This is a genomic window from Microbacterium sp. M (assembly GCF_045181065.1).
GTDB lineage: Bacteria > Actinomycetota > Actinomycetes > Actinomycetales > Microbacteriaceae > Microbacterium.
Window position 1 is genome coordinate 672,092 of record NZ_CP173721.1, and the last position, 25,652, is coordinate 697,743.

Genomic DNA, 25,652 nt, shown 5'->3' on the forward strand with positions numbered 1-25,652 from the left:
AAGGTGTATGGTTGACGCAGATCAACTTTCCTATCCAGGAGCAGACACCGTGACCCCCACACCTTCCTCCCCGCCCGAGCAGACGCGCTCGGCCCGCGAGGTCTTCACCGCGATCTCCGGCCTCGTCGTCGGAATGTTCGTCGCCGTGCTCTCGGGCACGGTCGTGTCGACCTCGATGCCCGTCATCATCGCCGACCTCGGCGGTACCCAGGCCCAGTACACCTGGGTCATCACCGCGAGCCTGCTGGCCACCGCGGTGTCCACCCCGATCTGGGGCAAGCTCGCCGACCTCATGGATCGCAAGATCCTCGTCCAGATCGCGCTCATCCTGTTCACGGTCGGCACCGTGATCGCCGGCTTCTCGACCGACACCAACATGCTCATCGCAGTCCGTGTGGTCCAGGGCATCGGCGTCGGCGGTCTGATGTCGCTCGTCATGATCGCGGTCGCCCTCATCATCTCGCCGCGCGAACGCGGCAAGTACATGGGCGTCGTCGGCGGCATCATGGCACTCGGCACGATCGGCGGCCCGCTGCTCGGAGGACTCCTCACCGACGCGTGGGGATGGCGCTCCAACTTCTTCGTCGGCGTCCCGTTCGCGATCATCGCGCTCATCCTGCTGCAGTTCACGCTGCACCTGCCGAAGCCGGCGAAGGCCAAGGTCTCGATCGACTACTTCGGCATCGTCCTGCTCGCCGTCGGCGTCTCGACCCTGCTGATCTGGGTCTCGATGGGCGGCAGCCAGTTCGAGTGGGACTCCGCCACGAGCATCGCGCTGATCGTCGGTGCCGGCGTCGCGCTCGCCGCCTTCATCGCGGTCGAGTTCTTCGTCAAGGAACCGATCGTGCCGATGTCGCTGTTCCGCAACCGCACCTTCACGCTGTCGGTTCTCGCCTCGATCGCCATCGGCGTCTCGATGTTCGCCACCTCGGTGTTCCTTGCGCAGTACTTCCAGCTCGCGCGCGGCGCGACGCCGACCGAGTCCGGCCTGATGACCATCCCGATGATCGTCGGGCAGATGGGCGCATCGATCATCATCGGCCAGCTCGTGAGCCGCTTCGGCAAGTGGAAGGCCTGGATGGTCTTCGGCTCCATCCTGTCGGTGATCGGCGTCAGCCTGATGTCGACGCTGCGCTACGACACCCCGTTCACGCTCGTCGCGATCTACATGTTCGTCCTGGGCGCAGGCCTCGGCATGGTCATGCAGAACCTCACCCTGATCGTGCAGAACGACACTCCGCCGACACAGCTCGGCGCGGCGTCCTCCAACGTCAACTTCTTCCGCACGATCGCGGGCACCATCGGCGTCACGATCATGGGCTCGATCCTGTCGACCAGCGTCGGCGATTACATCGCCGACGATCTCAAGGGCTTCACGCCGACCTCGCAGGAGGAGATCGACGCGCTCACGCACCTCGCCTCGGGTGACGTCCCGAAGATGAACGAGCTCCCGGACACGATCCGCACGATCGTCGAGTCCGCGTACGGTCTGGGCATCGCGGATGCCTTCATGATCGCCATCCCGCTCGCCGTCCTCGGCGTCATCGCGATCGCGTTCATCAAGAACAAGCCGCTGTCCACGAAGACCGCCGCCGAGCAGTTGCGCGAGCAGGCGGAGGAATCGGTGATCGAGATCGCCGAGGCCGAGGTGGCCGCATCCCTCAACACGACCGGAGCCATCCGGATCGACGGAACGCAGCCTTCGACCGGTTCCGTGGCAGTGATCGAGCGCGAAGACGAGGAGCGGAGGCGCTGACATGGCCGCCGCCGACACCGCAGCACAGGTCGACACGGACGACGCGCTCGCGGAGTTCCAGGGGCACCTGAACCTGATCTTCGCGAGGGCGCGCTCGCTCTGGAAGGAATCCGCGGCCCGGATTCACCCGGAGCTGCAGCCGGCGGGGTACAAGCTGCTGGCCTCCATCGCCAGGGCGGGCAGCACCAACGCGCATCAACTCGCCGAGCAGTTTGAGATGGACAAGTCCGTCGTCAGCCGCCAGGTGCGGATGCTGGAGGAGCTCGATCTCATCGAGTCACGACCCGACGAGAACGACGGGCGGCTGCGCGTGCTGACCGCGACGCCGACCGCATGCGCCGCTCTCGCCGATGTCCGCGGCGATCACGCGCAGCGCCTGCGGACGAGCATCACCGGGTTGACGCAGGACGAGATCCGTACGGCGTCGAAGGTGTTCCGTCTCCTCGCGGAGGCGTGACCGCGGCATCCGATGGGCGAAAGGGCAATAACGCACAGTGCACACGCGCGCAACTGTGCGTTATTGCCCTTTCGCGTGGCGGGCGGCCTCGGCGCACGCTCGTACACTGGCCTGTATGAGTGATCTGCCCGCCGCGGGCCCCGAACTCGACCAGGCGGTCGCCCGCGTCGAGCACGAGCTGGGCCGGCTGTTCGCCCGCATCCGCGTCAGCTGGCGCGAGGCGGCGGTGACCGTGCATCCGGACCTCCAGCCGCTGGGCTACCAGGTGCTGACGTCGATCGCGAGCGGCAAGGCGACTTCGGCGGGTGAGATCATCGAGCGCCTGCAGACCGACAAATCGGCGGTGAGCAGACAGGTGCGCCAGCTCGAGGAGCTCGGGCTCGTCGAGAGCGTACCGTCACCGGCCGACCGGCGGGCGCGGGTGCTCGTCGCGACGGACCTCGCGCAGGAGCGCATCGCCGTGGCCCGCGCCCGCTACGAGGAGCGCATCGGCGAGCGGCTGCGCTCCTGGACAGCAGCGGACCTCGACCACTTCGCCGACCTGCTCAACGCGCTCGGCGGCTGACGCCTCAAGCGCGCGGCAGGACCGTCAGCACGCGCTCGACGTGGTCGCGGAACTCCTGCATATAATTCTTCAGGAATTCCTTCGTGCTGTCGACCAGCACATCGCCGTCGTCGCTGAAGATCTCGGGCGAGAAGTGGATGTACGCCTCGGGTGACGTCATCTGACGGGCGTTGCAGAAGCTCAGCACGGCCCGCAGGCTCTGCTGCGCCAGGGCGGTGCCGATCGTGCCGATCGAGGCGCCGATGACACCGGCCGGGATGTGGTCGAACGAGTTCTGGCCCCACGGCCGCGACGCCCAGTCGATCGCGTTCTTGAGCGCGCCGGGGATCGAGCGGTTGTACTCCGGGGTGACGAACAGCACGGCATCCGATGCGGCGATGGCATCCTTCAGCGCGAGCGCTGACGTCGGGTAGTCCTCGTCGAGATCGCGGTTGTAGAGCGGAAGGTCGCCGATCGGGATCTCGGAGAACTCCAGGTCGTCAGGCGCCAGACGGATGAGCGCCTTCGACAGCGTGCGGTTGATGGATTCTTTCGACAGGCTTCCGACGAAGTAGCCGACCTTGTATGTGACCATGACGAGCCCTCCTGCAGGTGTGGCGAATGCGGATCTGAGCACCAGCATGCTCCGGATGACCCGTCGACGAAAGAGGGTCAGGTCGTGATCGGCACGTACAGGACGAGTTCGAGATCGGGGAACTCGCTCGGCGCGACGCCGTGCTGCTCGTAGGTCATGAGTCCGGCGAGCGGATGCTGGAACGACCGCTCGCGCGACACGAATCCTTCGACATCGCGCTCCTGCCAGATCCGCGCGAACTCGGGCGAGGCGGCACTCACCCGTGCGACGATGCCGTCCTCGCGCGGGGCGCTGATCCAGCGCCGCGCGTCGGCTCGGAACTCCCCGACGAAGCGACGGCTCTGCTGCTCCCAGTCCGGCAGCAGCCGCCGGAGCTCCTGATCGGTGAACAGCAACCAGAGGAGGTTGCGATCCTCGGCATCCAGGCTCTCGATCCGCGGGTACAGGTGCGCGTAGGCGATGTTCCAGCCGATGATCGTCCAGTCCGCAGCCAGCAGGAAGGCCGGGAACGCGAACGACTCCAGCAGCCGCCGCAGGCGCTCAGGGGCGCGCACGGTCGCGGCGGCCGGCGCACTGATCTCGCCGTGCCCGCCGAGCGTGAGCAGGTACGTCATCTCCACCGGCCGAAGGCCGAACAGCCGTCCCAGTGCCTCGAGCACCTGTCGGGACGGATTGATCTCGCGTGCCTGTTCGAGCCAGGTGTACCAGGTGACGCTGAGGCCGGCGAGGGTGGCGACCTCCTCACGGCGCAGTCCCTGCAGCCGTCCGCGCGGAGCATCAGGGAGTCCGAGCGCCGTGCGATCGGCACGGGCGCGTCGGTCGCGCAGGAAGGCGGCGAGCTCCTCGCGGCGTCGACGCTCGGCATCCAATGCGGTCTCCTTCGGGTGGTAGTACCACTACTAGTATCACCGCCGTCTGGCGGACGGGGCGAACCTGTGGCGGAATGGTTCCATGCCCGCACTCCGCTCTCGCACCATCACCCACGGCCGCAACATGGCCGGCGCCCGCGCACTGCTGCGCGCCGCCGGCGTGAACGGCGCCGACCTCGGCCGCAAGCCGATCATCGCCGTCGCCAACAGCTTCACCGAGTTCGTCCCCGGCCACACGCACCTCCAGCCGGTCGGCCGCATCGTCTCGGACGCGATCTCGGCAGCCGGGGGCATCCCGCGCGAGTTCAACACGATCGCCGTCGACGACGGCATCGCCATGGGTCACGGCGGGATGCTGTACTCGCTGCCGTCGCGCGACCTGATCGCCGACTCGGTCGAGTACATGGTCAACGCGCACTGCGCCGACGCGCTGGTCTGCATCTCGAACTGCGACAAGATCACCCCCGGCATGCTCATGGCCGCCCTGCGCCTGAACATCCCGACCGTGTTCGTCTCGGGCGGGCCGATGGAGTCCGGTCGCGCGACCCTGGTCGACGGCTCGATCCGCACGCTCGACCTCGTCGACGCGATCTCGGATGCCGTGAACGAGAACATCTCGGATGCCGATATCCAGCGCATCGAAGAGGAAGCATGCCCGACCTGCGGGTCGTGCTCCGGCATGTTCACCGCCAACTCGATGAACTGCCTCACGGAGGCCATCGGACTGTCGCTCCCCGGCAACGGCTCGGTGCTCGCCACCCACACCGCGCGCAAGGCGCTGTACGAGGACGCCGGATCGCTGGTCGTCGACATCACGCGCAAGTACTACGACGAGGACGACGCGTCGGTGCTGCCGCGCAGCATCGCCACACCAGAGGCGTTCGGCAACGCCATGGCGCTGGACATCGCGATGGGCGGATCGACCAACACGATCCTGCACCTGCTCGCCGCAGCACACGAGGCGGGCGTGCAGTTCGGACTCGACGAGATCGACGCCGTGTCGCGCCGCGTGCCGTGCCTGGCCAAGGTCGCGCCCAACGTCGCGGGCGGCGGCAAGACCTATTACATGGAGGACGTCCACCGCGCCGGCGGCGTCCCCGCGATCCTCGGCGAACTGCGCCGCGGTGGCCTGCTCGACGAGAACGTGCACACCGTGCACTCCGCGACCATGGGGGAGTGGCTGGACTCCTGGGACATCCGCAGCGGGTCCACGACCGATGAGGCGTTCGAGTTGTGGCACGCGGCTCCTGCCGGCATCCGCTCGTCGAAGGCGTTCTCGCAGTCCTCGCGCTGGGAGGAGCTGGATCTGGACGCCGCTGGTGGCTGCATCCGCTCCGTCGAGCACGCGTACTCGCAGGACGGCGGCCTGGCGGTTCTCCGAGGCAACATCGCCGTGGACGGTGCCGTGGTGAAGACCGCCGGCGTCGACCCGTCGATCTGGACCTTCTCCGGCCCCGCCGTGGTGTGCGAATCGCAGGACGAGGCCGTGGCGAAGATCCTCGCCAAGGAGGTCGCCGAGGGCGACGTCGTCGTCATCCGCTACGAGGGCCCGAAGGGCGGGCCAGGCATGCAGGAGATGCTCTACCCGACGTCGTTCCTGAAGGGCCGCGGCCTCGGCAAGAAGTGCGCGCTGATCACCGACGGCCGCTTCTCCGGCGGCACGTCGGGGCTGTCGATCGGACACGTCTCACCGGAGGCGGCGTCCGGCGGGGTCATCGCCCTCGTCGAGGACGGCGACATCATCACGATCGACATCCCCACCCGAGGCATCACGCTCGAGGTGTCGGAGGAGGAGCTGGAATCGCGTCGCCGTCGACTGATCGACGCCGGCGGCTACCGGCCCCGCGACCGTGAGCGCGTGGTGTCGCCGGCGCTGCGCGCGTACGCCGCGATGGCGCTGTCGGCCGACAAGGGCGCGGTCCGCGACGTCGACCGCGTCGAGCGCGCGCTGCGCGAGCAGGAGGCACGCGAGGCGGAAGCCGTGCTCGCGGTCTGAGCGCACCGTGACGCGGTGAGTTGTGGATGCCGAGGCATCCGGGTTACTCTCACGATGTGTCCCTGACCTGTCGTTGTTGTCGCTGAGCCTTCCGCTCTCCTTCATCGACCCCAGATCAACCAGCGCCGCTCTGCGCGCACTCCCGTCAGGAAACCACCCGTGCGTTACGCCAACCACATCGCCGAGCTCGTCGGCTACACCCCGCTCGTCCGCCTGAACTCGGTGGCGGCCGGCACCAGCGCCACCGTGCTCGCGAAGGTCGAGTACTTCAACCCCGGCGGATCCGCGAAGGATCGCATCGCGGCATCCATCATCAACGCGGCCGAACGCGACGGACATCTGAGGCCCGGCGGAACCATCGTCGAGGCCACGAGCGGCAACACCGGGGTCGGGCTCGCTCTGATCGCACTGCAGCGCGGATACCGGATGGTGTTCGTCGTGCCGGACAAGTTCGATGGGCCCAAGGTCGCGACTCTGCGCGCATACGGCGCCGAGGTCGTCGTCACTCCGACGAGCGTCGAGCCGAGCGATCCGCGGTCGTACTACAGCGTGGCCGCACGGCTCGCCGCCGAGATCCCCGGCGCGTTCAACCCGAACCAGTTTGCGAACCAGAACGGGCCGCAGGGGCACTTCGAGACGACCGGCCCCGAGATCTGGGCCGACACCGACGGGAAGGTCACCCACTTCGTCGCCGGAATCGGCACGGGCGGCACCATCAGCGGCACCGGCCGCTACCTCAAGCGCGCGAGCGCAGGGCGGGTGCAGGTCATCGGCGCCGACCCGGAAGGATCGATCTACTCGGGCGGACCGATCCACGGCTACCTGGTCGAGGGCGTCGGCGAGGACTTCCTGCCCGAGACCTTCGACGGATCGGTCGTCGACTCCTACGAGCGCGTGTCGGATGCCGAGTCGTTCGCGATGACCCGTCGGCTCGCAGCCGAAGAGGGGCTGCTCGTCGGCGGATCGAGCGGCATGGCCGTCGTCGCGGCGCTGCGGGCCGCGGCATCCCTGAGCGAGGACGACGTCGTCGTCGTCCTCCTGCCGGACCATGGCCGCGGATATCTCGACAAGCTGTACGACGACGCCTGGCTGGCCGAGCGCGGATTCGCGGTGCCGGAGCGCCGGAGCTCCGCCGCGGTGGCGGACCCGAACTGATCCTCACGCGCGGAACCCGGTGAGATATCGTCGGGGACATGGCAGCCGCGACGACGCTCTCCCAAAGTCCGAAGCGCGAAGCATTCGGTTCGCGCAACGTGTTCATCCTCTCCGCCATCGGCTCGGCGGTCGGACTCGGCAACATCTGGCGATTCCCGTACGTCGCGTACGAGGGCGGCGGCGGGGCATTCCTCATCCCGTATCTGTGCGCGCTGCTGACCGCCGGCATCCCGCTGCTGTTCTTCGACTACGCGATCGGGCACCGCTTCCGCGGGTCGGCGCCGCTGGCGTTCCGCCGGATGCACCGTGCGGCCGAGCCGCTCGGGTGGTGGCAGGTGCTCATCAGCGTCGTCATCGCGCTGTACTACGCCGTCATCATCGCGTGGGCCGCCATGTACACCTGGTTCTCGGCGCAGCTGAGCTGGGGTGCGGGCAACGAGGAGGCGTTCTTCGGAGCGGAGTTCCTGCAGTCGGAGGACGTCGCCGAGGTCGGCGTCTCGACGACGTTCGTCCCGCAGGTCGGCATCCCGCTCGCGGTGGTGTGGGTGGTGGTGATCGTGATCATGGCGCTGGGCGTCAAGCGCGGCATCGGCGCGGCGAACACGATTCTCATGCCGCTGCTGACGCTGATGTTCGCGGCTCTCGTCGTGCAGTCGCTCTTCCTGCCCGGCGCGATCGACGGGCTGAACGCGTTCTTCACGCCGAACTGGGAGGCGCTCGCCGACCCGGCCGTCTGGGCATCCGCCTACGGGCACATCTTCTTCTCATTGTCGGTGGCGTTCGGCATCATGGTGACCTACGCGTCGTACCTCAAGCGCAAGACGGACCTCACCGGATCCGGCCTCGTCGTCGCCTTCGCGAACTCCGGCTTCGAGATCCTCGCGGGCATCGGCGTGTTCGCCGCGCTCGGTTTCATGGCCCAGGCGCAGGGCGTCGAAGTCTCCGGCGTCGCAGCCTCGGGGATCGGGCTCGCCTTCGTGGCGTTCCCGACGATCGTGTCGCAGGCGGCCGGCGGGACGATCATCGGCGTCCTCTTCTTCGGCGCGCTGACCTTCGCCGGGGTGACGTCACTGATCTCGGTCATCGAGGTGATCGTCGCCGCGCTCCAGGACAAGCTCGGCTGGAGGCGGGTGCGGACGACGCTGACGGTGTCGATCCCGTTGGCGATCGTCTCGATCGCGCTGTTCTCCACGACGACCGCCCTGATCGTGCTCGACACGACGGATGCCTTCGTCAACGCATTCGGGATCATGGCCGTCGCGCTCGTCGCGGTCGTCGTGGTGGCATGGGTGCTGCATCAGCTGCCGCGCCTGCAGGACCACCTCAACTCGCGTTCGAGCTTCCGCGTCGGCCTGCTGTGGCGCCTGCTCGTCGCCGCGCTCGCGCCGATCGTCCTGGGCTATCTGTTCGTCACCGGGCTCATCGAGAAGATCTCCGAACCGTATGGCGGGTACCCGGTCTGGTTCGTCGGCGTCTTCGGATGGGGGATGGTGATCGCACTCGTGGTCTTCGCCGTCCTGCTCTCGGTCGTGCCGTGGAGCAAGCGCTCGCACGCCAAGGACGACCCCGATTACGACGCGTTCCTCGCCGATGAGCGGTACGAACCGAATCCGGAGACCGCGGCCATGCATCTGGGCGCACAGGCGAAGGGGGCGGGCGCATGACCACGACGGCCATCATCATGATGATCATCGCCATGCTCACGGTCTGGGGCGGTCTCGTCGCGGCCATCGTGAACCTGGCACGGCACCCCGAGGTCGCCGACGACGAGCCGGAGGCTCCGCCGGTCGAGCTCTGAGGCCCGACCGGCGGCGCGAATCAGTCCGCCTGGACCAGGATCTTCGCCCCGGCGCCGCCCCGCAGGGCGTGGATCGCGTCGACGACCCCCTCGAGGGGAACTTCCTGCACCCAGCCGGTCGTGTCGTACACGCCGCGGGACATGGCGTCGATGACCGCGTCGAAGTCCTCGGGAAGGTATGCCAGCGCCCCGGCGATCTCGGTCTCGCCCATCACCAGCTGCGTGGGCAGGAATTCCATGGGGCGCTCATGGATGGCGACGACGACCACGCGGCCGCCCGGCGTCAGGCTCGCCAGTGCGGAGGTGATCGCGGGGCCGGCACCGGCGGCGTCGAAAGCCGCGTCCACCCCCGCCCCATCCGTGAGGCGGGCGACGGCCGCGGAGAGGTCCTCGTTCACCGGATCGACGACCGTCGCACCGAGCGCGGCGATGATGGCGCGACGCTCGGCGCTGGGCTCTGAGACGAGAACGCGCTCGACGCCGCGGGCCTTGAGGGCGAACCAGACGCCGATCCCGATGGGGCCGGCGCCGGCGATGAGCGCCGTCTGCCCGGCCTCGAGGCGTCCACGGGAGACGGCGTGCCAGGCGACGGACATCGGCTCGACGAGAGCTCCCATCCGCAGGTCGACGTTCTCGGGGAGCACGTGCAGCTTCGACGCATCCACCGTCGTGAACGCCGCCATGCCGCCGCCGTTCGAGCTCAGCCCGTGGAAGCCGATCTTCTGGCACGCATTGAACAGGCCTTTGCGGCACGCCGGGCACTCGCCGCAGTAGTAGATCGGCCAGACCGCCGCGCGGTCGCCGACCTTCACATCCGTGACGCCCTCGCCGCGCTCGACCACCGTGCCGGAGAACTCGTGACCGAGGATCTGCGGCAGGGTCGAGCCGGTCACCGGATGGGGGTGATCGAAGTCGAGACCGGCCGCCTCGGGGGAGTAGTACACGTGCAGGTCGGACCCGCAGATGCCGGCGAATGCGTTGCGCAGCTTGACCTGGCCGGGGCCGGGGGTCGGCTCAGTGACCTCCTCGACGCGGAGATCCTCCTGCGCGTGGAACACTGCTGCCTTCATGATTCCTTCTCTCTGTCACGTGGCGGCTTCAGCGCAGCCACCACTCCGGTGAGGCCGCGAGGATCACCTCGACGGCCCGGTCGATGTCGTCCTCGCCGGACGACAGCCAGACTTCGATCGCGCCGATCGTGCCAGCGGTCGCATAGGCGGTCGCCATGCGCACGCCGGCGGGATCGCCGGCGATGCGGGACGGCACGATGTGCGGGTGCAAGCGCACCCAGGTCTCCAGGCCCTCGCGGATCGCGCGCTCCAGCATGCTGCGGACAGGCGCGGCCAGTACCGGATGCATGGCGGCGCGGTAGACATCGGCATACTGCTGAACGTGCGCCAGGAGCGCTCGTTCCGCTTCGCCGATGCCGTCTCGTTCCGGCAGCTGCGTGACCACGGCATCCAGCTCCGCAGCGAGCGCGTCGGAGAGCAGCGCGACGGGATCCGTCGCGTGACGGTAGAAGGTGTCCCGGGTGATGCCGGCCTCACGACAGATCGCGGCGACGCTGATCTCGGTGACCGGGATCAGTGCAGCAAGGGTGAGGACGGCTGCGCGCAGCTTCTCCTGCGAGCGTCGCGACCGTGCGTCCATGTCTCCATTATATGCTACATGTGTCAGATAAAGGCGTAGCCTCGAAGGTGCAAGCGGCGCCGGAGTCGGGTCGCGGAGAGGGAACAATGAGTGCATTCGAGAACAGCGTCGCCGTGGTCACGGGCGGAGTGTCCGGCATCGGCGCGGCCATCACCCAGCGCCTCGTGGACCGTGGTGCCCAGGTGCTCGTGGCGGACATCAATGCGGATGCCGTCGCGGCGGCAACCGAAACGTTCGGGCCGAACGTCGCAGGTCACCGCACCGATGTCACCGATGAGTCGTCGATGGAGGCGCTCTTCGCCGCCGCCGTCGAGCGGTTCGGGACGATCGATGCGGTCTACAACGTCGCGGGCGGATCGAAGCCCGGTGCGATCGTGGACATGGATCTGGCGACCTGGGACTTCAACATCAAGCTCAACCTGTACGGAGCCTTCCTCGGCACGAAGCTCGGAGCGAAGCAGTTCCTGGCCGAGGGCAAAGCGGGGGCGATCGTCAACATCGCCTCGCTCAACTCCCAGGTCCCCATGCACTTCGGTGCGGGGTACTCGACCGCCAAAGCCGGCGTCGTGATGCTCACGAAGAATGCGGCGCTCGAGCTGGGGGAGAAGGGCATCCGCGTCAACGCGGTTTCCCCGGGGCTCGTCTCGACGCCGCTCACGGGCGGACTGCTGGGGCTCGACGGCGTGATGGATGCCTACCTCGACCGGATCCCCGCGAAGCGGCCGGCCGGCCCGGACGAGATCGCCGGCGTCGCGCTCTTCCTCGCATCGCCGGATGCGTCATACGTGAACGGCGAGAACATCGTCGTGGACGGAGCATGGGCGACGACGGGCTATCCGGACCTGCGCCCGTTCATGGCCTGAGCGGTGCCGCCGGATCCGCCGGCTCGGCCACGGGGCGGCGGATCCCGATCCACGACACGACGCCGCCGATCGCGAACAGGGCGGCCGTGACCCACGCCGCATTGTGAAAGCCGTTCAGATCGAGCGCTCCGCCGACGATCGTCGACAGCATGGCCACGACGAGCAGACCGGCCACGCGCGAGATCGCGTTGTTGATCGCCGAGGCGATGCCGCTGCGGCGTTCGTCGATCGCGCCGAGGATCGCAGCGGTGAGCGGCGCGACGGTGAGCGAGAGCCCGATGCCGAGCACGATCATGGCGGGCAGCACCTGCCACCAGTAGTCGAAGTCGGCGGACACCGTCAACAGCAGCAGAGCCCCGACGGCCATGACCAGCGGACCGAGGGTCATGAAGATGCGGGGACCCCAGCGTCCCGCCCAGGCGCCGGCGCGGGCACTCAAGAGGATCATGAGGATGGTGATGGGCAGGCTGGCGAGTCCCGCGGCGGTGGCGCTGAGGCCGGCACCCTGCTGCAGATACACCCCGATCACGAAGCCGTTCAGCGACAGTGCGGCGTAGACGAAGAGTGTCGCCAGGTTGCCCCAGCCGAAGTTGCGGATGCGGAACAGCGACAGCGGCATCATCGACTTCTCGGTGCGCTGGCGCAGCAGGAACGCTCCGAGGAACAGGATGCCGAGGACAGCGGGAATCCAGATCGCGGGCGAGGTCCAGCCGAGGTTCGGCTGCTCGATGAGGGCGAAGACGACCCCGGCGAGGCCTGCCGCGCACAGCGCGCCGCTGAGCCAGTCCACGCGGATGTCGCGGGGATGCTCCGGCAGCCGGAGCCGTGTGAGCAGGACCAGCGTGACGGCTATGGGGATCACGTTGATGAGGAACACGAACCGCCAGGACAGGAAGTCCACGAACAGTCCGCCCAGCAGGGGGCCGATCAGCTGGGCAGAGGTCGTGAACGCCGTCCACACACCGATCCCTCTGGCCTGCACTTCGCCGCGCATCGTCGCGGTGATGAGGGCGAGCGAGCTGGGGACCAGCAGGGCTCCGGCGGCGCCCTGCGCCGCACGGGCGATGATGAGCATGACAGGGTCGAACGCGAGTCCGACGGCGACCGATGAGATGCCGAACGCGATGAGTCCGATGCGCATCACGAACACGCGACCATAGGCATCCGACACGGAGCCGGCCAGCAGGATCAGCGCACTCAACGTGATGAGGTAGGCGTCGACGGCCCACTGCTGCGTGGTGATGCCGCCGCCGAGCTCCTCGCTGATCGCCGGCAGTGCGACCGTCACGACGGTGCCGTCGAGGAAGGTCACGAACGAGGCCAGCACGGCGATGGAGATCACCAATCGCTGCGTGCCGGAGAGGGATGCCGAGGTCACACGCCGAGACTACGCCCGGCAGGGGACACGGAGGCGGTTCGTGGGACCATCCGTCGTTCGCGAACCGGCGGAGCAGGAGATCGGATCCGGGGCCCGGCGCGTCGTGCACGCAGTGATAGCCGAGCTCGTAGGTCGGCACTTCGCTGTCCCCTTCCGGTTCGGCGTTGACGATCGAGCGACCCGTGACCGTCGCGGTCCGGACTCCCGCCGCTGCACTGCGGATCTCACCGCGCGCTCCTGCGCTCGGCCCTCCTGCGCAGCCGAGCGCGGATCCTCCGCAGTTCGGGTTCCGTCGGGACGGTCGTGACATGCTTCCCGCCCGCGCCGTCGTCGTCCGGATCGCGAGGATCGGAGACGAGGACCCACTCGTGCTCGAGGAAGTCTCCGACAGAATCGAAGCCCGGAATCGAACCGAGGTACAGGCCACCGGCACCTCGCGGCCCGAACAGCTCCGCTGACGTGATCGGTGCGCGCACCTGCAACGATCCGAACTCCAGCTCGCCCTGGACGTCGGGCTGAGACAGCCAGGCATCCAGCGCGCGGAAGATCATGGCCGCCTGCTCCTCCGGAAGCCGATGGTCGATCGCGATGAAGGTCGGCCACGTGCCGCCCTCGCCGTCAGACGTCTTGTACGGCGATGGATGGATCGAGTGCGCGATCCCGTGCGTGTGGATCCACTCGGCATCCTTGCGGGCCTCCGGAGCGGCGACCCGGACGCGGAAGGCGAGCACGGCGACGGAGACGAGCAACCAGATGACGATTCCCACCCAGGCGATCCAGTAGCTCCACGGGCCGGCTTGGACGCTCTCTCCGAAGACCGTGCCGCCCCAGCCGATGCCCGTCGGATTCGTGATCGCCCCGTGGATCATGACACCGAGGGCGGCGAGGGGCAGGCATACCCAGAAGGTCGGCGCGTAGTAGAACTCGATCCGATCGAAGCCGCTCGGATCCTCCCAACGGGCGACCTCGTCGATGGATTCAGGGCGCGGCGCTCTCCCCGGCCGCACGAAAACCGGCAGGCGGGTCGCAGCGGCCCGTGCCCACACTGTCGACGGATCGCCCGGCCACACGGTCTGCGGAGTATCGGAGTGCATCGTCGCTCCCTCGGTCGAGGTCTGAGCGACCAGGATGCCACCGCGGCAGAACTACCGATCACAGGAGACCGGGGCATCCCTCGGATTCCCCATCGACTCCGCACCGCCTCCGGGTCTACTCTGGCGTCAGGCGGGTCCCCTGCCCGCTTCTCACCGGCGAGAGCCGCAACGACGAGCGAGGTGCGAGATGGATTCGATGATGATGGGCGCCATGTCCGAGGACATGATGTCGATGCCAGGCATGCCGACGATGGACATGGCCGTCATGCAGGCGTGCATGGATGCCTGTTCGGCCTGCGAGCAGGCCTGCACGGTCTGTTCGACGCAGATGATGGACTGCTCGACGGCGTGCATGAACTGCGCCGACATGTGCAACACGATGATGCGCTCCATGATGCGCATGCAGGGCATGACCGTGGCGAGCATGGAGGCGATGCTCGACGCCTGCATCGCCATGTGCCGGATGTGCATGGAAGCCTGCATGCAGCACGCCGAGCACAGCGAGGTCTGCAAGATGTGCGCTCAGTCGTGCCAGGCCTGCATGGACGCGTGCATGGCCATGAAGAACATGATGATGGCGGCGGCCTGAAGTCCGCTCGCCGACGCGTCAGGCCGTCGCGACGTTGAACTGCGTGCGTCCGACGGCGAGCACGTGGTAGCGGCGGTGCAGTGCCACCGGCGTGCCGACGCCGGCTTCGAGCGCGGCACCGGAACCGTTCCACAGGGTGTGTGCCGCGCCATCGAGATCGCGCACGACCAGGGTGCCGGCCACGGCATCCGCTGCTTCGACGATCCCGTCGACCCACTCGGTCGGCGTCGCCGACGCGAGCCGGGCCTGGATCAGATGCAGAGCATGCCCCGGCGCGAACGAGGAGCAGACGTCACCGTGGTCGCACATGCACGCCGCACGCTCACGCACCTGAAGGGGCGAGAAGGCGGGCTGCGAGCTGGACACGATGATCTCCTGACGGTCGGGATGTTCCAGCAAGAGTAAGACGGGGTCGCTGTTGACGGAAGCGGTCCCGACACGCGCCGAAACAAACCGGCTCAGTGCGGCGTGTGGGCCTCCAGAGCCTCGGCCAGCGCATCGCGCACCGCCACGACGGCGGCGCTTTCTCGCGACGACGCCCTGGTCGCCGCGAAGATCTCGCGCACGGGCGAGCCGGGCAGCTCGAGCAGCCGCACACTGGCGCGTCCGCCTGTCCACACGAGGTCGGGCAGCATCGCGACCGCATGCCCCGCGGCGACCAGTCGGGCGTGAGCGATCAGGTCGGTCGCCTCGAACCGCACATCCGGCTCGAATCCCGCCGCGCGGCATTGCTGCACGGCCCACCGCCGCACGGCCGCGCCCTGCGGCTCGAGCACCCAGGCGCGATCGCGCAGGTCCGCCAGCTCGACGGCCGCATCACCGCGCGACACGGCCAGCCGGATCGGATCGCGGCCGAGCAGCGTCCGCTCGATCCCCTCGCTCACCGGGCGCGTGTGACCGGGGTACTGCTCGGCCACCACGAGGTCGAATGCGCGCGCCTGCAGTTCGAAGAGGGCGGTCTCGGGCGCCAGCTCGCGCATCTCGACCCGCAGCTCCGGCATCCGCTTCGACAGGATCGTGAGGGCGGCCGGAACGAGAGCCTCTGCAGCCGTCGGCATGACCGCGATGCGCACGCGTGCCGGGGTGTTCTGCGAAGTCGACAGCTCAGCGCGCGCCGCTTCGTCCAGTTCGAGGGCCCGCGCGGCGTGCGCGGCGAGCACCCTGCCCTGCGCGGTCAGCCGGACGCGCCGCCCGTCGGGTTCGAGGAGCGCGACTCCGGCCTCGCGCTCGAGCTGGGCGAGTTGCTGCGACACCGTCGACGCGCTGTACCCCAGCGACGTCGCGACCTCGGCGATCGTGCCCCGCAACGCCAGTTCATGCAGCAGCCGCAGGCGTCTCAGCTCGAACACGGCAGCCCCTCATAATCATCGACTAATACGAACAGTATCCATCGTAAACGTGCGCTTTTCCTGGCCGATGATCGAGCGCACACTGAGACCATGAGCTCTGTCGCGTCCTCCGCCGAAGCATCCGTCTCCGACCTCGCAGACCTCGCCGACGACGCCGTCGCGCTGGTCAGGCAGTGGCTCGTCGAGAGCCGGGAGGTGCCGGTGGATGCCGCGGGCGAGCGTCTCGCCGGCGTCCTGCGCGACGAGAACGGCCTGGACTTCACCGTCGGCTTCGTGGACGGCGTGGTCCGTCCGGAGGACACGAAGGTCGCCGCCCGAAGGCTCAAGGAGCTCGTGCCGCTGACACCCGGCTTCCTGCCTGCACCGATGCGCGCGGCGATCGGCCTCGGCGGCGCCACCTCCACGATGCTCCCGGGCATCGTCGTCCCCGCGGCCCGCGCCGTGCTGCGTCAGATGGTGCGCCATCTCATCGTCGACGCGCGCGACGAGAAGCTCGGCGCCGCGATCACGCACATCCGCGAGTCGCAGGGCGTGAAGCTCAACGTCAACCTGCTCGGCGAGGCGATCCTCGGCCGCGACGAGGCATCCCGCCGACTCGAGGGCACGCGTCGGCTGATCGAGCGCGACGACGTCGACTACGTGTCCATCAAGGTCTCGTCCACGGTCGCCCCGCACAGCCCGTGGGCGTTCGACGAGGCCGTCGCGCACGCAGCAGAGGCGCTGCACCCGCTGTACGAACTCGCCGCGAAGGATGACACCTTCATCAACCTCGACATGGAGGAGTACAAGGACCTCGACCTGACGATCGCGGTGTTCACCGGCATCCTGGACCGGCCCGAGTTCCACGAGCTCGAAGCCGGCATCGTGCTGCAGGCGTACCTTCCGGACGCCCTCGGCGCGATGATGCGCCTGCAGGAGTGGGCCGCCGCCCGCACCGCGTCCGGCGGCGCACCCATCAAGGTGCGCGTCGTCAAGGGCGCCAACCTTCCGATGGAGACGGTGGATGCCGAGACGCACGGCTGGCCGCTCGCCACGTGGTCGACCAAGCAGGAATCGGATGCCTCCTACAAGGCGGTCCTCGAATACGCGCTGCGCGCGGAGCACGTCGGGAACGTCCGCATCGGCGTCGCCGGCCACAACCTGTTCGACATCGCCCTGGCCTGGCTGCTCGCAGAGCGCCGAGGCGTCACCGACGGCATCGAGTTCGAGATGCTGCTCGGCATGGCCAGCTCGCAGGCGCAGGTCATCAAGCGCACCGTCGGTTCGCTGCTGCTGTACACGCCCGTGGTGCACCCGGACGAGTTCGACGTCGCGATCGCGTACCTGATCCGCCGACTGGAGGAGGGCGCGTCCCCCGAGAACTTCATGTCGGCCGTGTTCGACCTCGACGAGGACCCGGCGCTGTTCGAGCGTGAGAAGCAGCGCTTCCTGGCATCCGTCTCGTCGATTCCGGCCGGCGTCCCCGGCCCGAACCGGATCCAGGACCGGCAGCAGCCCGCAGTTCCCGCCCCGACGGACGGTTTCGAGAACACCCCGGACACCGACCCGTCGCTCGCGGCCAACCGGGTGTGGGCCGACGGCATCCGCTCGCGCATGGCGGACTCGGTCCTGGGGAACGACACGGTCACGGCCAACACGCTGTCGACGCCGGAGCAGGTCACCGCCGTGATCGAGAACGCCGTCGCCGCGGGCGAGGCGTGGCGCGCGCTCGGTGCCGAGGGGCGCGCCACGATCCTGCACCGTGCCGGAGATGTGCTGGAAGCGCGTCGTGCCGACCTGCTCGAGGTCATGGGATCCGAAGCGGGCAAGGTCATCGAACAGGGCGACCCCGAGGTCTCCGAGGCGATCGACTTCGCGCACTACTACGCCGAGTCCGCACGGGCGCTCGCCGACGTCGACGGTGCGACCATGCGTCCCGTCGAGCTCACCGTCGTGACCCCGCCGTGGAACTTCCCGGTCGCCATCCCGGCCGGCTCAACGCTGTCGGCGCTCGCCACCGGCTCGCCCGTGATCATCAAGCCCGCCCGACAGGCGCGGCGCTCCGGCGCCGTGATGATCGAGGCGCTGTGGGAAGCCGGCGTCCCGCGCGAGGTGCTGCAGTACGTACAGCTCGACGGCCGCGAACTGGGCCAGCAGCTCATCAGTCACCCGGCTGTCGGACGGGTGATCCTCACCGGCGGCTTCGAGACGGCCGAGCTGTTCCGCGGCTTCCGCAAGGATCTGCCGCTGCTCGCCGAGACGAGCGGGAAGAACGCCATCATCGTCACGCCGTCGGCGGATCTGGATCTCGCTGCGAAGGACGTCGCGTACTCGGCCTTCGGCCACGCCGGTCAGAAGTGCTCGGCCGCCTCGCTCGTCGTGCTGGTCGGCTCGGCCGCGAAGTCGGAGCGGTTCCGCCGCCAACTCGTCGATGCCGTGCGCGCCTACGACGTCGGCTCGCCGACGGACGGCTCGAACCGGATCGGCCCGCTGATCGGACCGGCCGACGGCAAGCTGCTGGACGCCCTGACCACGCTGCATCGCGGCGAGTCCTGGCTGCTCGAGCCGGAGAAGCTCGATGAAGCGGGGCAGCTCTGGCGTCCCGGCATCCGGGAGGGCGTGGCCCGAGGCAGCGAGTTCCACCGGGTCGAGTACTTCGGGCCCGTGCTCGGCATCATTACCGCAGACACGCTCGACGAGGCGATCGACATCGTGAACGAGATCGATTACGGGCTGACCAGCGGCATCCACTCGCTCGACGAGGACGAGATCCAGCAGTGGCTGGCCGCGATCGAGGCCGGCAACGTCTACGTCAACCGCGGGACCACGGGTGCGATCGTGCAGCGTCAGCCGTTCGGCGGCTGGAAGAAGGCCGCCGTCGGCGCCGGGTCCAAGGCCGGCGGACCGAACTACCTGGTCGGGCTCTCGGAGTGGTCGGATGCCGAGGTGCGCTCCGACACGACGCTGGACGATCTGGCATCATCGGCCCTCGCTCTGGTCGAGGGATCGGATGCCTCCTGGCTCCGCGGAGCTCTCGCGACGGACATCGACGCCTGGTCGTCCGAGTTCGGCGTCGTCCGCGACGCGACGGGACTCGTCACCGAGCAGAACCTGCTGCGCTATCAGTCGCTGCCGGTCACGATCCGGTTCGAAGGTTCGCGCGTCGTCGAGCTGATCCGCGTCGCGGCGGCCGGCCGACGGGCCGGTTCCCGCGTGACGGCGAGCGTCGCGTCGCCCCTGCCGTCGGCCGTGGTCACCTGGCTGGGCGCGCACGACGTGACGGTCGTCACCGAGGACGACGCCGCGTGGGCGGCGCGGGCGCGTCGCCTCGCGGCATCCGATAATCGGGTCCGTCTGATCGGAGCGGATGCCTCGGTGACCGCCGAGGCCGTCGACGGTTCTCCGAGCCTGGCGCTGTACGCGAACCCGGTCGTGTCGGCTGGCCGCGTGGAGCTGCTGACGTTCCTGCGCGAGCAGGCCGTCTCGATCACGGCGCACCGTTTCGGAACCCCGCGCCGCTACGACGTTCCGCTGCTGGCGCCGGTGCGCTGATCGGCCGGTCATCGTGCACCTGATGCCTGGGCGCATTCGGATCCGGCCGGTGTAAACTCGCCGGGTGCTGTTCACGATGAGCGCCCTCGAGGCGCGGAAGGTGGCCGCAGGCGCGCATCGCGCCGGCGGCAGAGGCTGACCGACAGCCGGAGGCGGAATTCCCGTCCCCGGTGACGCGTCGTACCCGGCATCCCTCTGAGCGGATGCCTGACCTCACATCCTTCTTCAGGCCGTCACGGCCCCGTACGAAAGCTCTCATCATGCGTCCCATCGACGAGCGCGAGATCCGCGCCTCCCTCATCAATGCCTCCCGCAAGGAAGCCGCCACTCTCGCGATGCCGGCCGGTTTCGCCGACATCGACTTCGACCGCCTCGACTATCTGGGGTGGGTCGACGCGAAGCATCCGCGTCGTGCATGCATCGTGACCGAGGTCGACGGCGTGCTCACCGGCGCGCTGCTGCAGCGCGCCGAGCAGCGCGTTCAGACGCGCGCGCAGTGCTCCTGGTGCGAGGACGTCACCCTGCGCAACGACGTCCAGTTCTACGCGGCGCGCCTGGCCGGCCCGCGCGGTCGCAACGGCGACACGATCGGCACCCTGGCGTGCGCGGAGTTCGGATGCTCCCGCAACGTCCGGATGCTGCCGCCGCTCGCCTACGAGGGCTATGACCGTGAGACGGCGCGCGAACTGCGCATCCTGAAGCTGCAGGAGAACGTCGCGGCGTTCGTGCGCGAGATCCGCGGCTGAGGTCATCATCCCGTCGCCGTTCGCGTCGCACGGTCGTGTGTGTCGACGCGAACGGCGGCGGGCGGCGTGAGGCTAGCTCTTCCGGCTCGCGCGCAACTGCTGAAGAAACTCGCGTGAGGTGGCGTCGTCGATGCGGTGCACCTGGTGGCCGAGCTCTTCGAGCCAAGCAGCGCCGCCGGTACCGGTCGCCGCGCCGATGACGACGCGGCTGATGCCGAACTGTCGGATGAGGCCGGAGCAGTACCAGCACGGCTCCGCCGTCGTCACCATCGTGGTGCCTGCGTAGGACTCCTGATAGGGAGCATCTGAGAAAGCCTCGGTCTCGGCATGCGCGGAGACATCTCCGTGCTGAACGAAGCGATTGCGGCCGAGTCCGAGAACCTCGCCGTCCGGCCCGACGAGCACGGAACCGATCGGTTGACCGCCCTCCTCGTCGCCCGCACGGGCCTCGGCGAGGGCGATGTCCATCCAGGCGCGCGCGCGTTCGGGGGTGATCTCGACGGCGGTCGCGGTGCTGATGTCGGTCATGGTGGTGCGTCCTTTCTTTCGGGGAATCTGCGACCGACGCCGTCGTCGGGGGAGGTCAGTCTCGAGGCTCTGAGTACGAGGGGTCGGTGATCTCGCGTACTCGGTGCAGATGCTCGAGAGTGAGTTGAGCGGCCGCGTCGGAATCTCTGCGGCGCACGGCGTCCAGGATCCGTGTGTGGTCGTCATTCGCCGCGTCCCACGTTCCGGGTTTGGGTTGGAGCATGTTCGGCCGGGAGATCGACAGCACGGGGGCGAGCATCAGTTCGAGAACGGTATTGCCCGTCGCGCGCAGCAGGCGCAGGTGGAACTCGTGGCTGTGTTCGCCCCGTGTCCAGCCAGTGTGATCCTCGCGCTCGGCATCGACGAGCGCCTGCAGCGCGTCGACGTCATCGTCCGTTCGGCGCAACGCGGCCTGCCTCGCGCACGGGACCTCGAGCATGATGCGCGCCTCGGTGAGTTCCTCCGGCGTGATGGAGTCGCTGCCGACCAACAAGCCGAGTCGGGATTCGAGGAATTCACTCACATCATCGAGCTCGATCTGAGCGACGAATGTGCCTCCGTTGACGCCTCGTTCGGTGCGCACGAGCCCCATCGAGCTCAGCATGCGCAGAGCCTCGCGCACGGTATTGCGCGATACGCCGAAGGCCGCTGCCAACGACGATTCCACCGGTAGCCGTTCCCCGGGGGCCAGCGAGCCGTTCAAGATCAGCAGCTTCAGCTGGCTCGCGACCTGATCATAGGCAGGCCGGATACGGGCGAAGGCCAGATCCGTCTCCAGGGGCATGCGAACTCCTTGCGGTGGGTGACAAGGGAACGATAGCGACTGGCGGATGCAATTGTCCAATGTTTTTCGTTGCGGGGCCGCACCGCTGGCGATCGTGCCTGCGAAACACGTTTGAGCGCGGGAATTTACAGATCAGAAACCCGCGATGCCTGCCTGATGTCCCAAGATCGGCTTTATCGGAATATGTCCGATGTTTTACTTCACCGCTCGATGGCGAGCTGAGATCACCTTCGAACATCGAGAGGAGAGACATGCCGAGTTACGTCGCCCGCCGGCTCGCTCAGGCCGTGATCACAGTTTTCGCCGTGCTCACGATCGGCTTCTTCCTCGGCAGGCTCAGCGGCAAGCCGGGCGCGCTGATCCTGCCGGAGGGCGCCACCCAGGCCGAGATCGACGCCGTCAACGAGAACCTGGGCTTCAACCAGCCGTTGCTGGTGCAGTACAGCGAGTTCCTCGCTGGGCTGTTCCGTGGCACGGTCGGAGACTCCTACCGGCAGAAGGTGCCGGCGCTGGACCTCCTCATCGATCGCGTCCCGGCCACATTCCAACTCGCGATCACGTCGTTCGTGATCGGCCTGGGGGCGGCATTCATCGTGGCGCTGCTGATCTTCATTACGCGATGGAATTGGCTCCGACTGAGCCTGCTCTGGCTCGGGAGCCTTCGTCAGTCCGTTCCGGATTTCCTGTTCGGTGTGCTGCTGGCCTTCGTCTTCTCCGTGATGCTGGGCCTGCTGCCGTCGCTCGGAAATCAAGGGCCGCAGAGCCTGGTGCTTCCCGTGGTCTGCCTCGCGACCGCACAGTTCGCGTTGTATCTGCGTCTGATCGGCTCGGCGCTCGGCGAACAGCAGGGACAGGACTACGTCAGGGCCAGCTATGCACGTGGACAGGGGCATCCGATGGTGGTGGTCCGTCAGATGACGCCGAATGCGCTGGTCCCCGTCCTCACGATCGCCGGCCTCAACCTCGGCGGTCTCCTTGGAGGGACAGTCATCGTCGAATCCGTCTTCGCATGGCCAGGCATGGGGCAGGTCCTGCTGCAAGCGGTCAACGGACGGGACTTCCCCGTCGTGCTCGGCGGACTCGTGATCGTCGCGGCGTTCTTCGTGGCCGTCAATCTGATCGTCGATCTCGTCACTGCCACCATCGACCCGAGAGTGAGGCTGTCATGACTGTCGCGCTGTCCCGCAGAGCGATCCCGGTACGAGCCCGTCGCGCCCGAACGCGAGTCCGGCGCGCATCGGGCACGGTGCCCATGTTCATCGGCATCGGATTGTTGTCGGTCATCGCACTGCTCATCATCGTCGTCCCGTTCCTGCCGCTCTACGATCCCTACGGCCAGAGCTTGACCGACGCGATGCTCCCACCGTTCGCGTCGAGCGCGCATCCACTGGGCACCGACTCACTGGGGCGCGACGTACTGTCTCGCCTGGCCTTGGCAGGCATGGTGTCGGTCGGCATCGCCGCGATCGTGGTGGCGCTCAACTTCATCATCGGCGTCACCCTCGGACTCATCGCCGGCTACCGAGGAGGATGGCTCGACACCGCCATCGGGTCGATCTCCGACATTCAGCTCGCCATGCCCGTCGTGATCCTGTTGATCGCCCTCTCCGCCGTGTTCGGCCCGAGCACGCAGCTGATGGTCATCACGTTGGGGGTCACCTACTGGGTCGGCTACGCCCGGGTCGCCAGGGCGATGGCCATGGGGCTGAGAGACCGCGACTTCGTCGTCTCCCCTCTCACACAGGGGGGCTCGCACGGTCGCACCGTGTTCGCGCACGTGCTGCCGCAGGTTCTGCCGCAGATGGCCGTCATCGCCTCATTCGACATCGCCGTGATCGTGGGCATCGAGTCCTCGCTCGACTACCTGGGCCTCGGTGTCCAGCCGCCGGTGCCCAGCTGGGGCGCCATGATCACCGAAGGACAGAAGTACCTGCAGATCAATCCGATGCTCGTGATCCTTCCCGGAATCGCCCTGTTCCTGCTGGTCGCGGGCATGCAGTTCCTCAGCCAGCGCTTCACCACCGAATCCGTCGCCGCAGAGAGAAAGGCAGGCCGTCGATGAGCGCCGCCCCCGTCCTGAGCATCACCGATCTCGTCGTGAAAGCGGAGACTCCCACCGGCGATGTCACCCTGGTCGACGGCGTGAGCCTCGATGTGGCCGCAGGAGAGGTCGTCAGCATCGTCGGGGAATCCGGCTCCGGCAAGTCGATCACCATGCTGGCCGTTATGGGACTCCTTCCCGCGGGGACCTGGATCGACTCCGGATCCATCCGGTTCCACGGCACGGAGCTGACGACGCTGACCGCGCGGGAGTTCAACAGCATCCGAGGCGGCCAGTTGGCCATGGTCTTCCAGGATCCGATGACGACGCTCAATCCGGTCCGTCGCGTGGGGAGCCAGCTCGCTGAGGGGATTCGGCTGCACGACCGCACCGCGAGCCGCTCCTCGTCGCGACGACGGGTCGTCGAGCTGCTCGACAGCGTGGGGATCGTCGAACCGGCAACGAAGGCCAAGGACTATCCGCATCAGTGGTCGGGCGGGATGCGTCAACGTGCGCTGATCGCGGGCGCGATGGCACACGACCCCGCGATGCTCATCGCCGACGAGCCGACGACAGCGCTGGACGTCACGATCCAGGCGCAGGTCATGAAGGTCCTCGCCGCTGCCAGAACGGAAGCAGGCTCTGCGATGATCCTCATCACGCACGACCTCGGCCTCGTGGCGCAGGTCGCCGACCGGGTCGCCGTGATGTACAGCGGACGCATCGTGGAGATGCAGGACGTCTACGGCATCTTCGAGTCTCCGCGGCATCCGTACACGGCAGGCCTGCTCGCCAGCGTTCTGAGCCTCGAAGACGACGATGCCGCGGCCTACGCGATCCCCGGTCAGCCGCCCACACCCGCGACTCGCGGAGAGGGATGCGCCTTCCAGCCGCGCTGCGCGGTCGGGCGCGATCGGCCGGAGTGTGCGATCGCGCCCTCGCTCGCGGTCGCCGATGGCATGGCGATCGCATGCCATGTCCCGCTCATCGATGGGCGTCTGCCGGTCGTCGACAGCTTCCCGCGAACAGCCACGATCACGGAGGGGGTCAGGGCCTCATGACCACGCTCAGCGAACGGCGCCGCCTGCGTCGTCTTCCCGAGACCCCGGCGGCCACGGGCTCGGGGGAACTCGCTCTCGAGATCGTCGACGTACGCAAGCACTTCACCAGACGCGTGGGCTTCGCGACCGAGACCTTCCGTGCTGTCGACGGCGTCTCTCTGCACGTCGCAGCAGGGGAGACGGTCGGACTCGTCGGCGAATCAGGATGCGGCAAGTCCACGCTCGTCCGCACCATTCTGGGACTTCACCAGCCGACCTCCGGCACGGTGCGCGTCATGGGCGCCGATGTGAACGCCTGGGGAGCGAAAGAACGCGCACGTGCCAGAGCGAACGCCCAGGTGGTGTTCCAGGATCCGTACTCCTCGCTCGATCCGCGCATGACGGCGAAGCGCATCGTCGCCGAACCGCTCTGGTTGAACCGGCAGTATTCGGAGAAGCGCGTGCGAGAACTGTTTGACTGGGTCGGGCTTCCCTGGGAATACGCGTCGCGCAAGGCATCCGCCTTCTCCGGTGGGCAGCGGCAGCGCATCGGCATCGCGCGGGCTCTCGCGCTGCACCCTCGTCTGGTGATCCTCGATGAGCCCGTTTCGGCGCTGGACGTCTCCATCCAGGCGCAGGTGATCAATCTACTCGCCCAGTTGCAGCACGAACTGGGCGTGGCGTACCTGTTCGTGGCCCACGATCTCTCCGTCGTCCGCCACGTCTCGCACCGCGTCGCCGTGATGCGTCGAGGCGTCATCGTCGAGCAGGGCCCCACCCGCAGCATCTTCCACGAACCGCAAGAGGAGTACACCCGAACCCTCCTCGACGCGATCCCGATCCCCGACCCACGACGTCGGGTGCACTGAAACGCCGCCCTCGCACCTTC

26 protein-coding genes are annotated in these 25,652 nt (G+C 68.0%); 15 read left to right on the top strand and 11 right to left on the bottom strand.

Features of this window, described 5'->3' with window-relative positions:
- Positions 1-49 precede the first annotated feature (49 nt).
- From ACI7YT_RS03105 to ACI7YT_RS03115, 3 genes are all read left to right on the top strand, one after another.
- A complete protein-coding gene (locus ACI7YT_RS03105; protein ID WP_406249014.1) occupies positions 50-1,756 on the top strand; it encodes a DHA2 family efflux MFS transporter permease subunit in 1,707 nt (568 codons plus the stop codon).
- 1 nt (position 1,757) lies between these two features.
- A complete protein-coding gene (locus ACI7YT_RS03110) occupies positions 1,758-2,213 on the top strand; it encodes a MarR family winged helix-turn-helix transcriptional regulator (protein WP_406249015.1) in 456 nt (151 codons plus the stop codon).
- Positions 2,214-2,328: 115 nt separating this feature from the next.
- Positions 2,329-2,778 carry a MarR family winged helix-turn-helix transcriptional regulator gene (locus ACI7YT_RS03115; protein WP_406249017.1) on the top strand — a complete coding sequence of 150 codons (450 nt, stop codon included), beginning with the start codon at positions 2,329-2,331 and terminating at the stop codon, positions 2,776-2,778.
- A gap of 4 nt (positions 2,779-2,782) precedes the next feature.
- Here the strand turns inward: ACI7YT_RS03115 and ACI7YT_RS03120 are convergent, their stop codons facing one another.
- Both ACI7YT_RS03120 and ACI7YT_RS03125 read right to left on the bottom strand, forming a co-directional pair.
- Entirely contained in the window at positions 2,783-3,352 is a 570-nt protein-coding gene (locus ACI7YT_RS03120) for an NADPH-dependent FMN reductase (protein WP_406249018.1), read from the bottom strand.
- A 77-nt stretch (positions 3,353-3,429) separates the two neighbouring features.
- Complete coding sequence (locus tag ACI7YT_RS03125; protein WP_406249020.1) at positions 3,430-4,221, bottom strand: helix-turn-helix transcriptional regulator; 792 nt, start codon at positions 4,219-4,221, stop codon at positions 3,430-3,432.
- An 82-nt stretch (positions 4,222-4,303) separates the two neighbouring features.
- Between ACI7YT_RS03125 and ilvD the strand changes: the two genes are divergently transcribed.
- From ilvD to ACI7YT_RS03145, 4 genes are all read left to right on the top strand, one after another.
- Positions 4,304-6,217, top strand: a complete 1,914-nt coding sequence (ilvD, locus tag ACI7YT_RS03130) for a dihydroxy-acid dehydratase (protein WP_406249022.1) — start codon at positions 4,304-4,306, stop codon at positions 6,215-6,217.
- A gap of 159 nt (positions 6,218-6,376) precedes the next feature.
- Entirely contained in the window at positions 6,377-7,372 is a 996-nt protein-coding gene (locus tag ACI7YT_RS03135; protein WP_406249023.1) for a pyridoxal-phosphate dependent enzyme, read from the top strand.
- Between the two features lie 38 nt (positions 7,373-7,410).
- Positions 7,411-9,036 carry a sodium-dependent transporter gene (locus ACI7YT_RS03140; protein WP_406249024.1) on the top strand — a complete coding sequence of 542 codons (1,626 nt, stop codon included), beginning with the start codon at positions 7,411-7,413 and terminating at the stop codon, positions 9,034-9,036.
- Positions 9,033-9,170: a methionine/alanine import family NSS transporter small subunit gene (locus ACI7YT_RS03145; RefSeq protein WP_406249026.1), complete on the top strand. Its 138-nt coding sequence runs from the start codon at positions 9,033-9,035 to the stop codon at positions 9,168-9,170. The genes ACI7YT_RS03140 and ACI7YT_RS03145 overlap by 4 nt, the downstream gene beginning before the upstream one ends.
- Positions 9,171-9,190: 20 nt before the next feature.
- On the opposite strand, the gene ACI7YT_RS03150 is transcribed toward ACI7YT_RS03145, so the two are convergent.
- A complete protein-coding gene (locus tag ACI7YT_RS03150) occupies positions 9,191-10,240 on the bottom strand; it encodes a 2,3-butanediol dehydrogenase (RefSeq protein WP_406249028.1) in 1,050 nt (349 codons plus the stop codon).
- Positions 10,241-10,268: 28 nt separating this feature from the next.
- Positions 10,269-10,820 (bottom strand): TetR/AcrR family transcriptional regulator, encoded by a 552-nt coding sequence (locus ACI7YT_RS03155; RefSeq protein ID WP_406249030.1) that lies wholly within the window; start codon positions 10,818-10,820, stop codon positions 10,269-10,271.
- An 86-nt stretch (positions 10,821-10,906) separates the two neighbouring features.
- On the opposite strand from ACI7YT_RS03155, the gene ACI7YT_RS03160 reads away from it, so the two are divergent.
- Positions 10,907-11,683 (top strand): SDR family NAD(P)-dependent oxidoreductase, encoded by a 777-nt coding sequence (locus tag ACI7YT_RS03160; RefSeq protein ID WP_406249031.1) that lies wholly within the window; start codon positions 10,907-10,909, stop codon positions 11,681-11,683.
- Here ACI7YT_RS03160 and ACI7YT_RS03165 read toward each other — a convergent pair.
- From ACI7YT_RS03165 to ACI7YT_RS03175, 3 genes are all read right to left on the bottom strand, one after another.
- A complete protein-coding gene (locus tag ACI7YT_RS03165) occupies positions 11,673-13,061 on the bottom strand; it encodes an MFS transporter (protein WP_406249033.1) in 1,389 nt (462 codons plus the stop codon). The two genes, ACI7YT_RS03160 and ACI7YT_RS03165, sit on opposite strands and share 11 nt — an antisense overlap.
- A gap of 224 nt (positions 13,062-13,285) precedes the next feature.
- Entirely contained in the window at positions 13,286-14,155 is an 870-nt protein-coding gene (locus ACI7YT_RS03170; RefSeq protein WP_406249034.1) for a hypothetical protein, read from the bottom strand.
- 150 nt (positions 14,156-14,305) lie between these two features.
- Positions 14,306-14,548 carry a hypothetical protein gene (locus ACI7YT_RS03175; protein ID WP_406249036.1) on the bottom strand — a complete coding sequence of 81 codons (243 nt, stop codon included), beginning with the start codon at positions 14,546-14,548 and terminating at the stop codon, positions 14,306-14,308.
- On the opposite strand from ACI7YT_RS03175, the gene ACI7YT_RS03180 reads away from it, so the two are divergent.
- Positions 14,547-14,744 (top strand): hypothetical protein, encoded by a 198-nt coding sequence (locus ACI7YT_RS03180; protein ID WP_406249037.1) that lies wholly within the window; start codon positions 14,547-14,549, stop codon positions 14,742-14,744. The two genes, ACI7YT_RS03175 and ACI7YT_RS03180, sit on opposite strands and share 2 nt — an antisense overlap.
- A gap of 18 nt (positions 14,745-14,762) precedes the next feature.
- Here the strand turns inward: ACI7YT_RS03180 and ACI7YT_RS03185 are convergent, their stop codons facing one another.
- Positions 14,763-15,110 (bottom strand): hypothetical protein, encoded by a 348-nt coding sequence (locus ACI7YT_RS03185; protein ID WP_406249038.1) that lies wholly within the window; start codon positions 15,108-15,110, stop codon positions 14,763-14,765.
- A gap of 92 nt (positions 15,111-15,202) precedes the next feature.
- Positions 15,203-16,093 (bottom strand): LysR substrate-binding domain-containing protein, encoded by an 891-nt coding sequence (locus ACI7YT_RS03190; RefSeq protein WP_406249039.1) that lies wholly within the window; start codon positions 16,091-16,093, stop codon positions 15,203-15,205.
- 90 nt (positions 16,094-16,183) lie between these two features.
- Here ACI7YT_RS03190 and ACI7YT_RS03195 point away from each other — a divergent pair, with 90 nt between their 5' ends.
- Complete coding sequence (locus ACI7YT_RS03195; RefSeq protein WP_406249040.1) at positions 16,184-19,624, top strand: bifunctional proline dehydrogenase/L-glutamate gamma-semialdehyde dehydrogenase; 3,441 nt, start codon at positions 16,184-16,186, stop codon at positions 19,622-19,624.
- A 260-nt stretch (positions 19,625-19,884) separates the two neighbouring features.
- A complete protein-coding gene (locus ACI7YT_RS03200) occupies positions 19,885-20,370 on the top strand; it encodes an FBP domain-containing protein (RefSeq protein WP_406249042.1) in 486 nt (161 codons plus the stop codon).
- 72 nt (positions 20,371-20,442) lie between these two features.
- On the opposite strand, the gene ACI7YT_RS03205 is transcribed toward ACI7YT_RS03200, so the two are convergent.
- Positions 20,443-20,898, bottom strand: a complete 456-nt coding sequence (locus tag ACI7YT_RS03205; protein WP_406249044.1) for a nucleoside deaminase — start codon at positions 20,896-20,898, stop codon at positions 20,443-20,445.
- 55 nt (positions 20,899-20,953) lie between these two features.
- Positions 20,954-21,682 carry a FadR/GntR family transcriptional regulator gene (locus ACI7YT_RS03210; protein WP_406249045.1) on the bottom strand — a complete coding sequence of 243 codons (729 nt, stop codon included), beginning with the start codon at positions 21,680-21,682 and terminating at the stop codon, positions 20,954-20,956.
- Positions 21,683-21,933: 251 nt separating this feature from the next.
- Here ACI7YT_RS03210 and ACI7YT_RS03215 point away from each other — a divergent pair, with 251 nt between their 5' ends.
- From ACI7YT_RS03215 to ACI7YT_RS03230, 4 genes are all read left to right on the top strand, one after another.
- Positions 21,934-22,851, top strand: coding sequence for an ABC transporter permease (locus ACI7YT_RS03215; RefSeq protein WP_406249046.1), 918 nt, complete (start codon positions 21,934-21,936; stop codon positions 22,849-22,851).
- 83 nt (positions 22,852-22,934) lie between these two features.
- Entirely contained in the window at positions 22,935-23,744 is an 810-nt protein-coding gene (locus tag ACI7YT_RS03220; RefSeq protein ID WP_406250481.1) for an ABC transporter permease, read from the top strand.
- Complete coding sequence (locus ACI7YT_RS03225) at positions 23,741-24,784, top strand: ABC transporter ATP-binding protein (RefSeq protein WP_406249048.1); 1,044 nt, start codon at positions 23,741-23,743, stop codon at positions 24,782-24,784. The genes ACI7YT_RS03220 and ACI7YT_RS03225 overlap by 4 nt, the downstream gene beginning before the upstream one ends.
- A complete protein-coding gene (locus tag ACI7YT_RS03230) occupies positions 24,781-25,632 on the top strand; it encodes an ATP-binding cassette domain-containing protein (RefSeq protein WP_406249050.1) in 852 nt (283 codons plus the stop codon). Before ACI7YT_RS03225 ends, ACI7YT_RS03230 begins: the two co-directional genes overlap by 4 nt.
- The last annotated feature ends 20 nt before the right edge of the window (positions 25,633-25,652 follow it).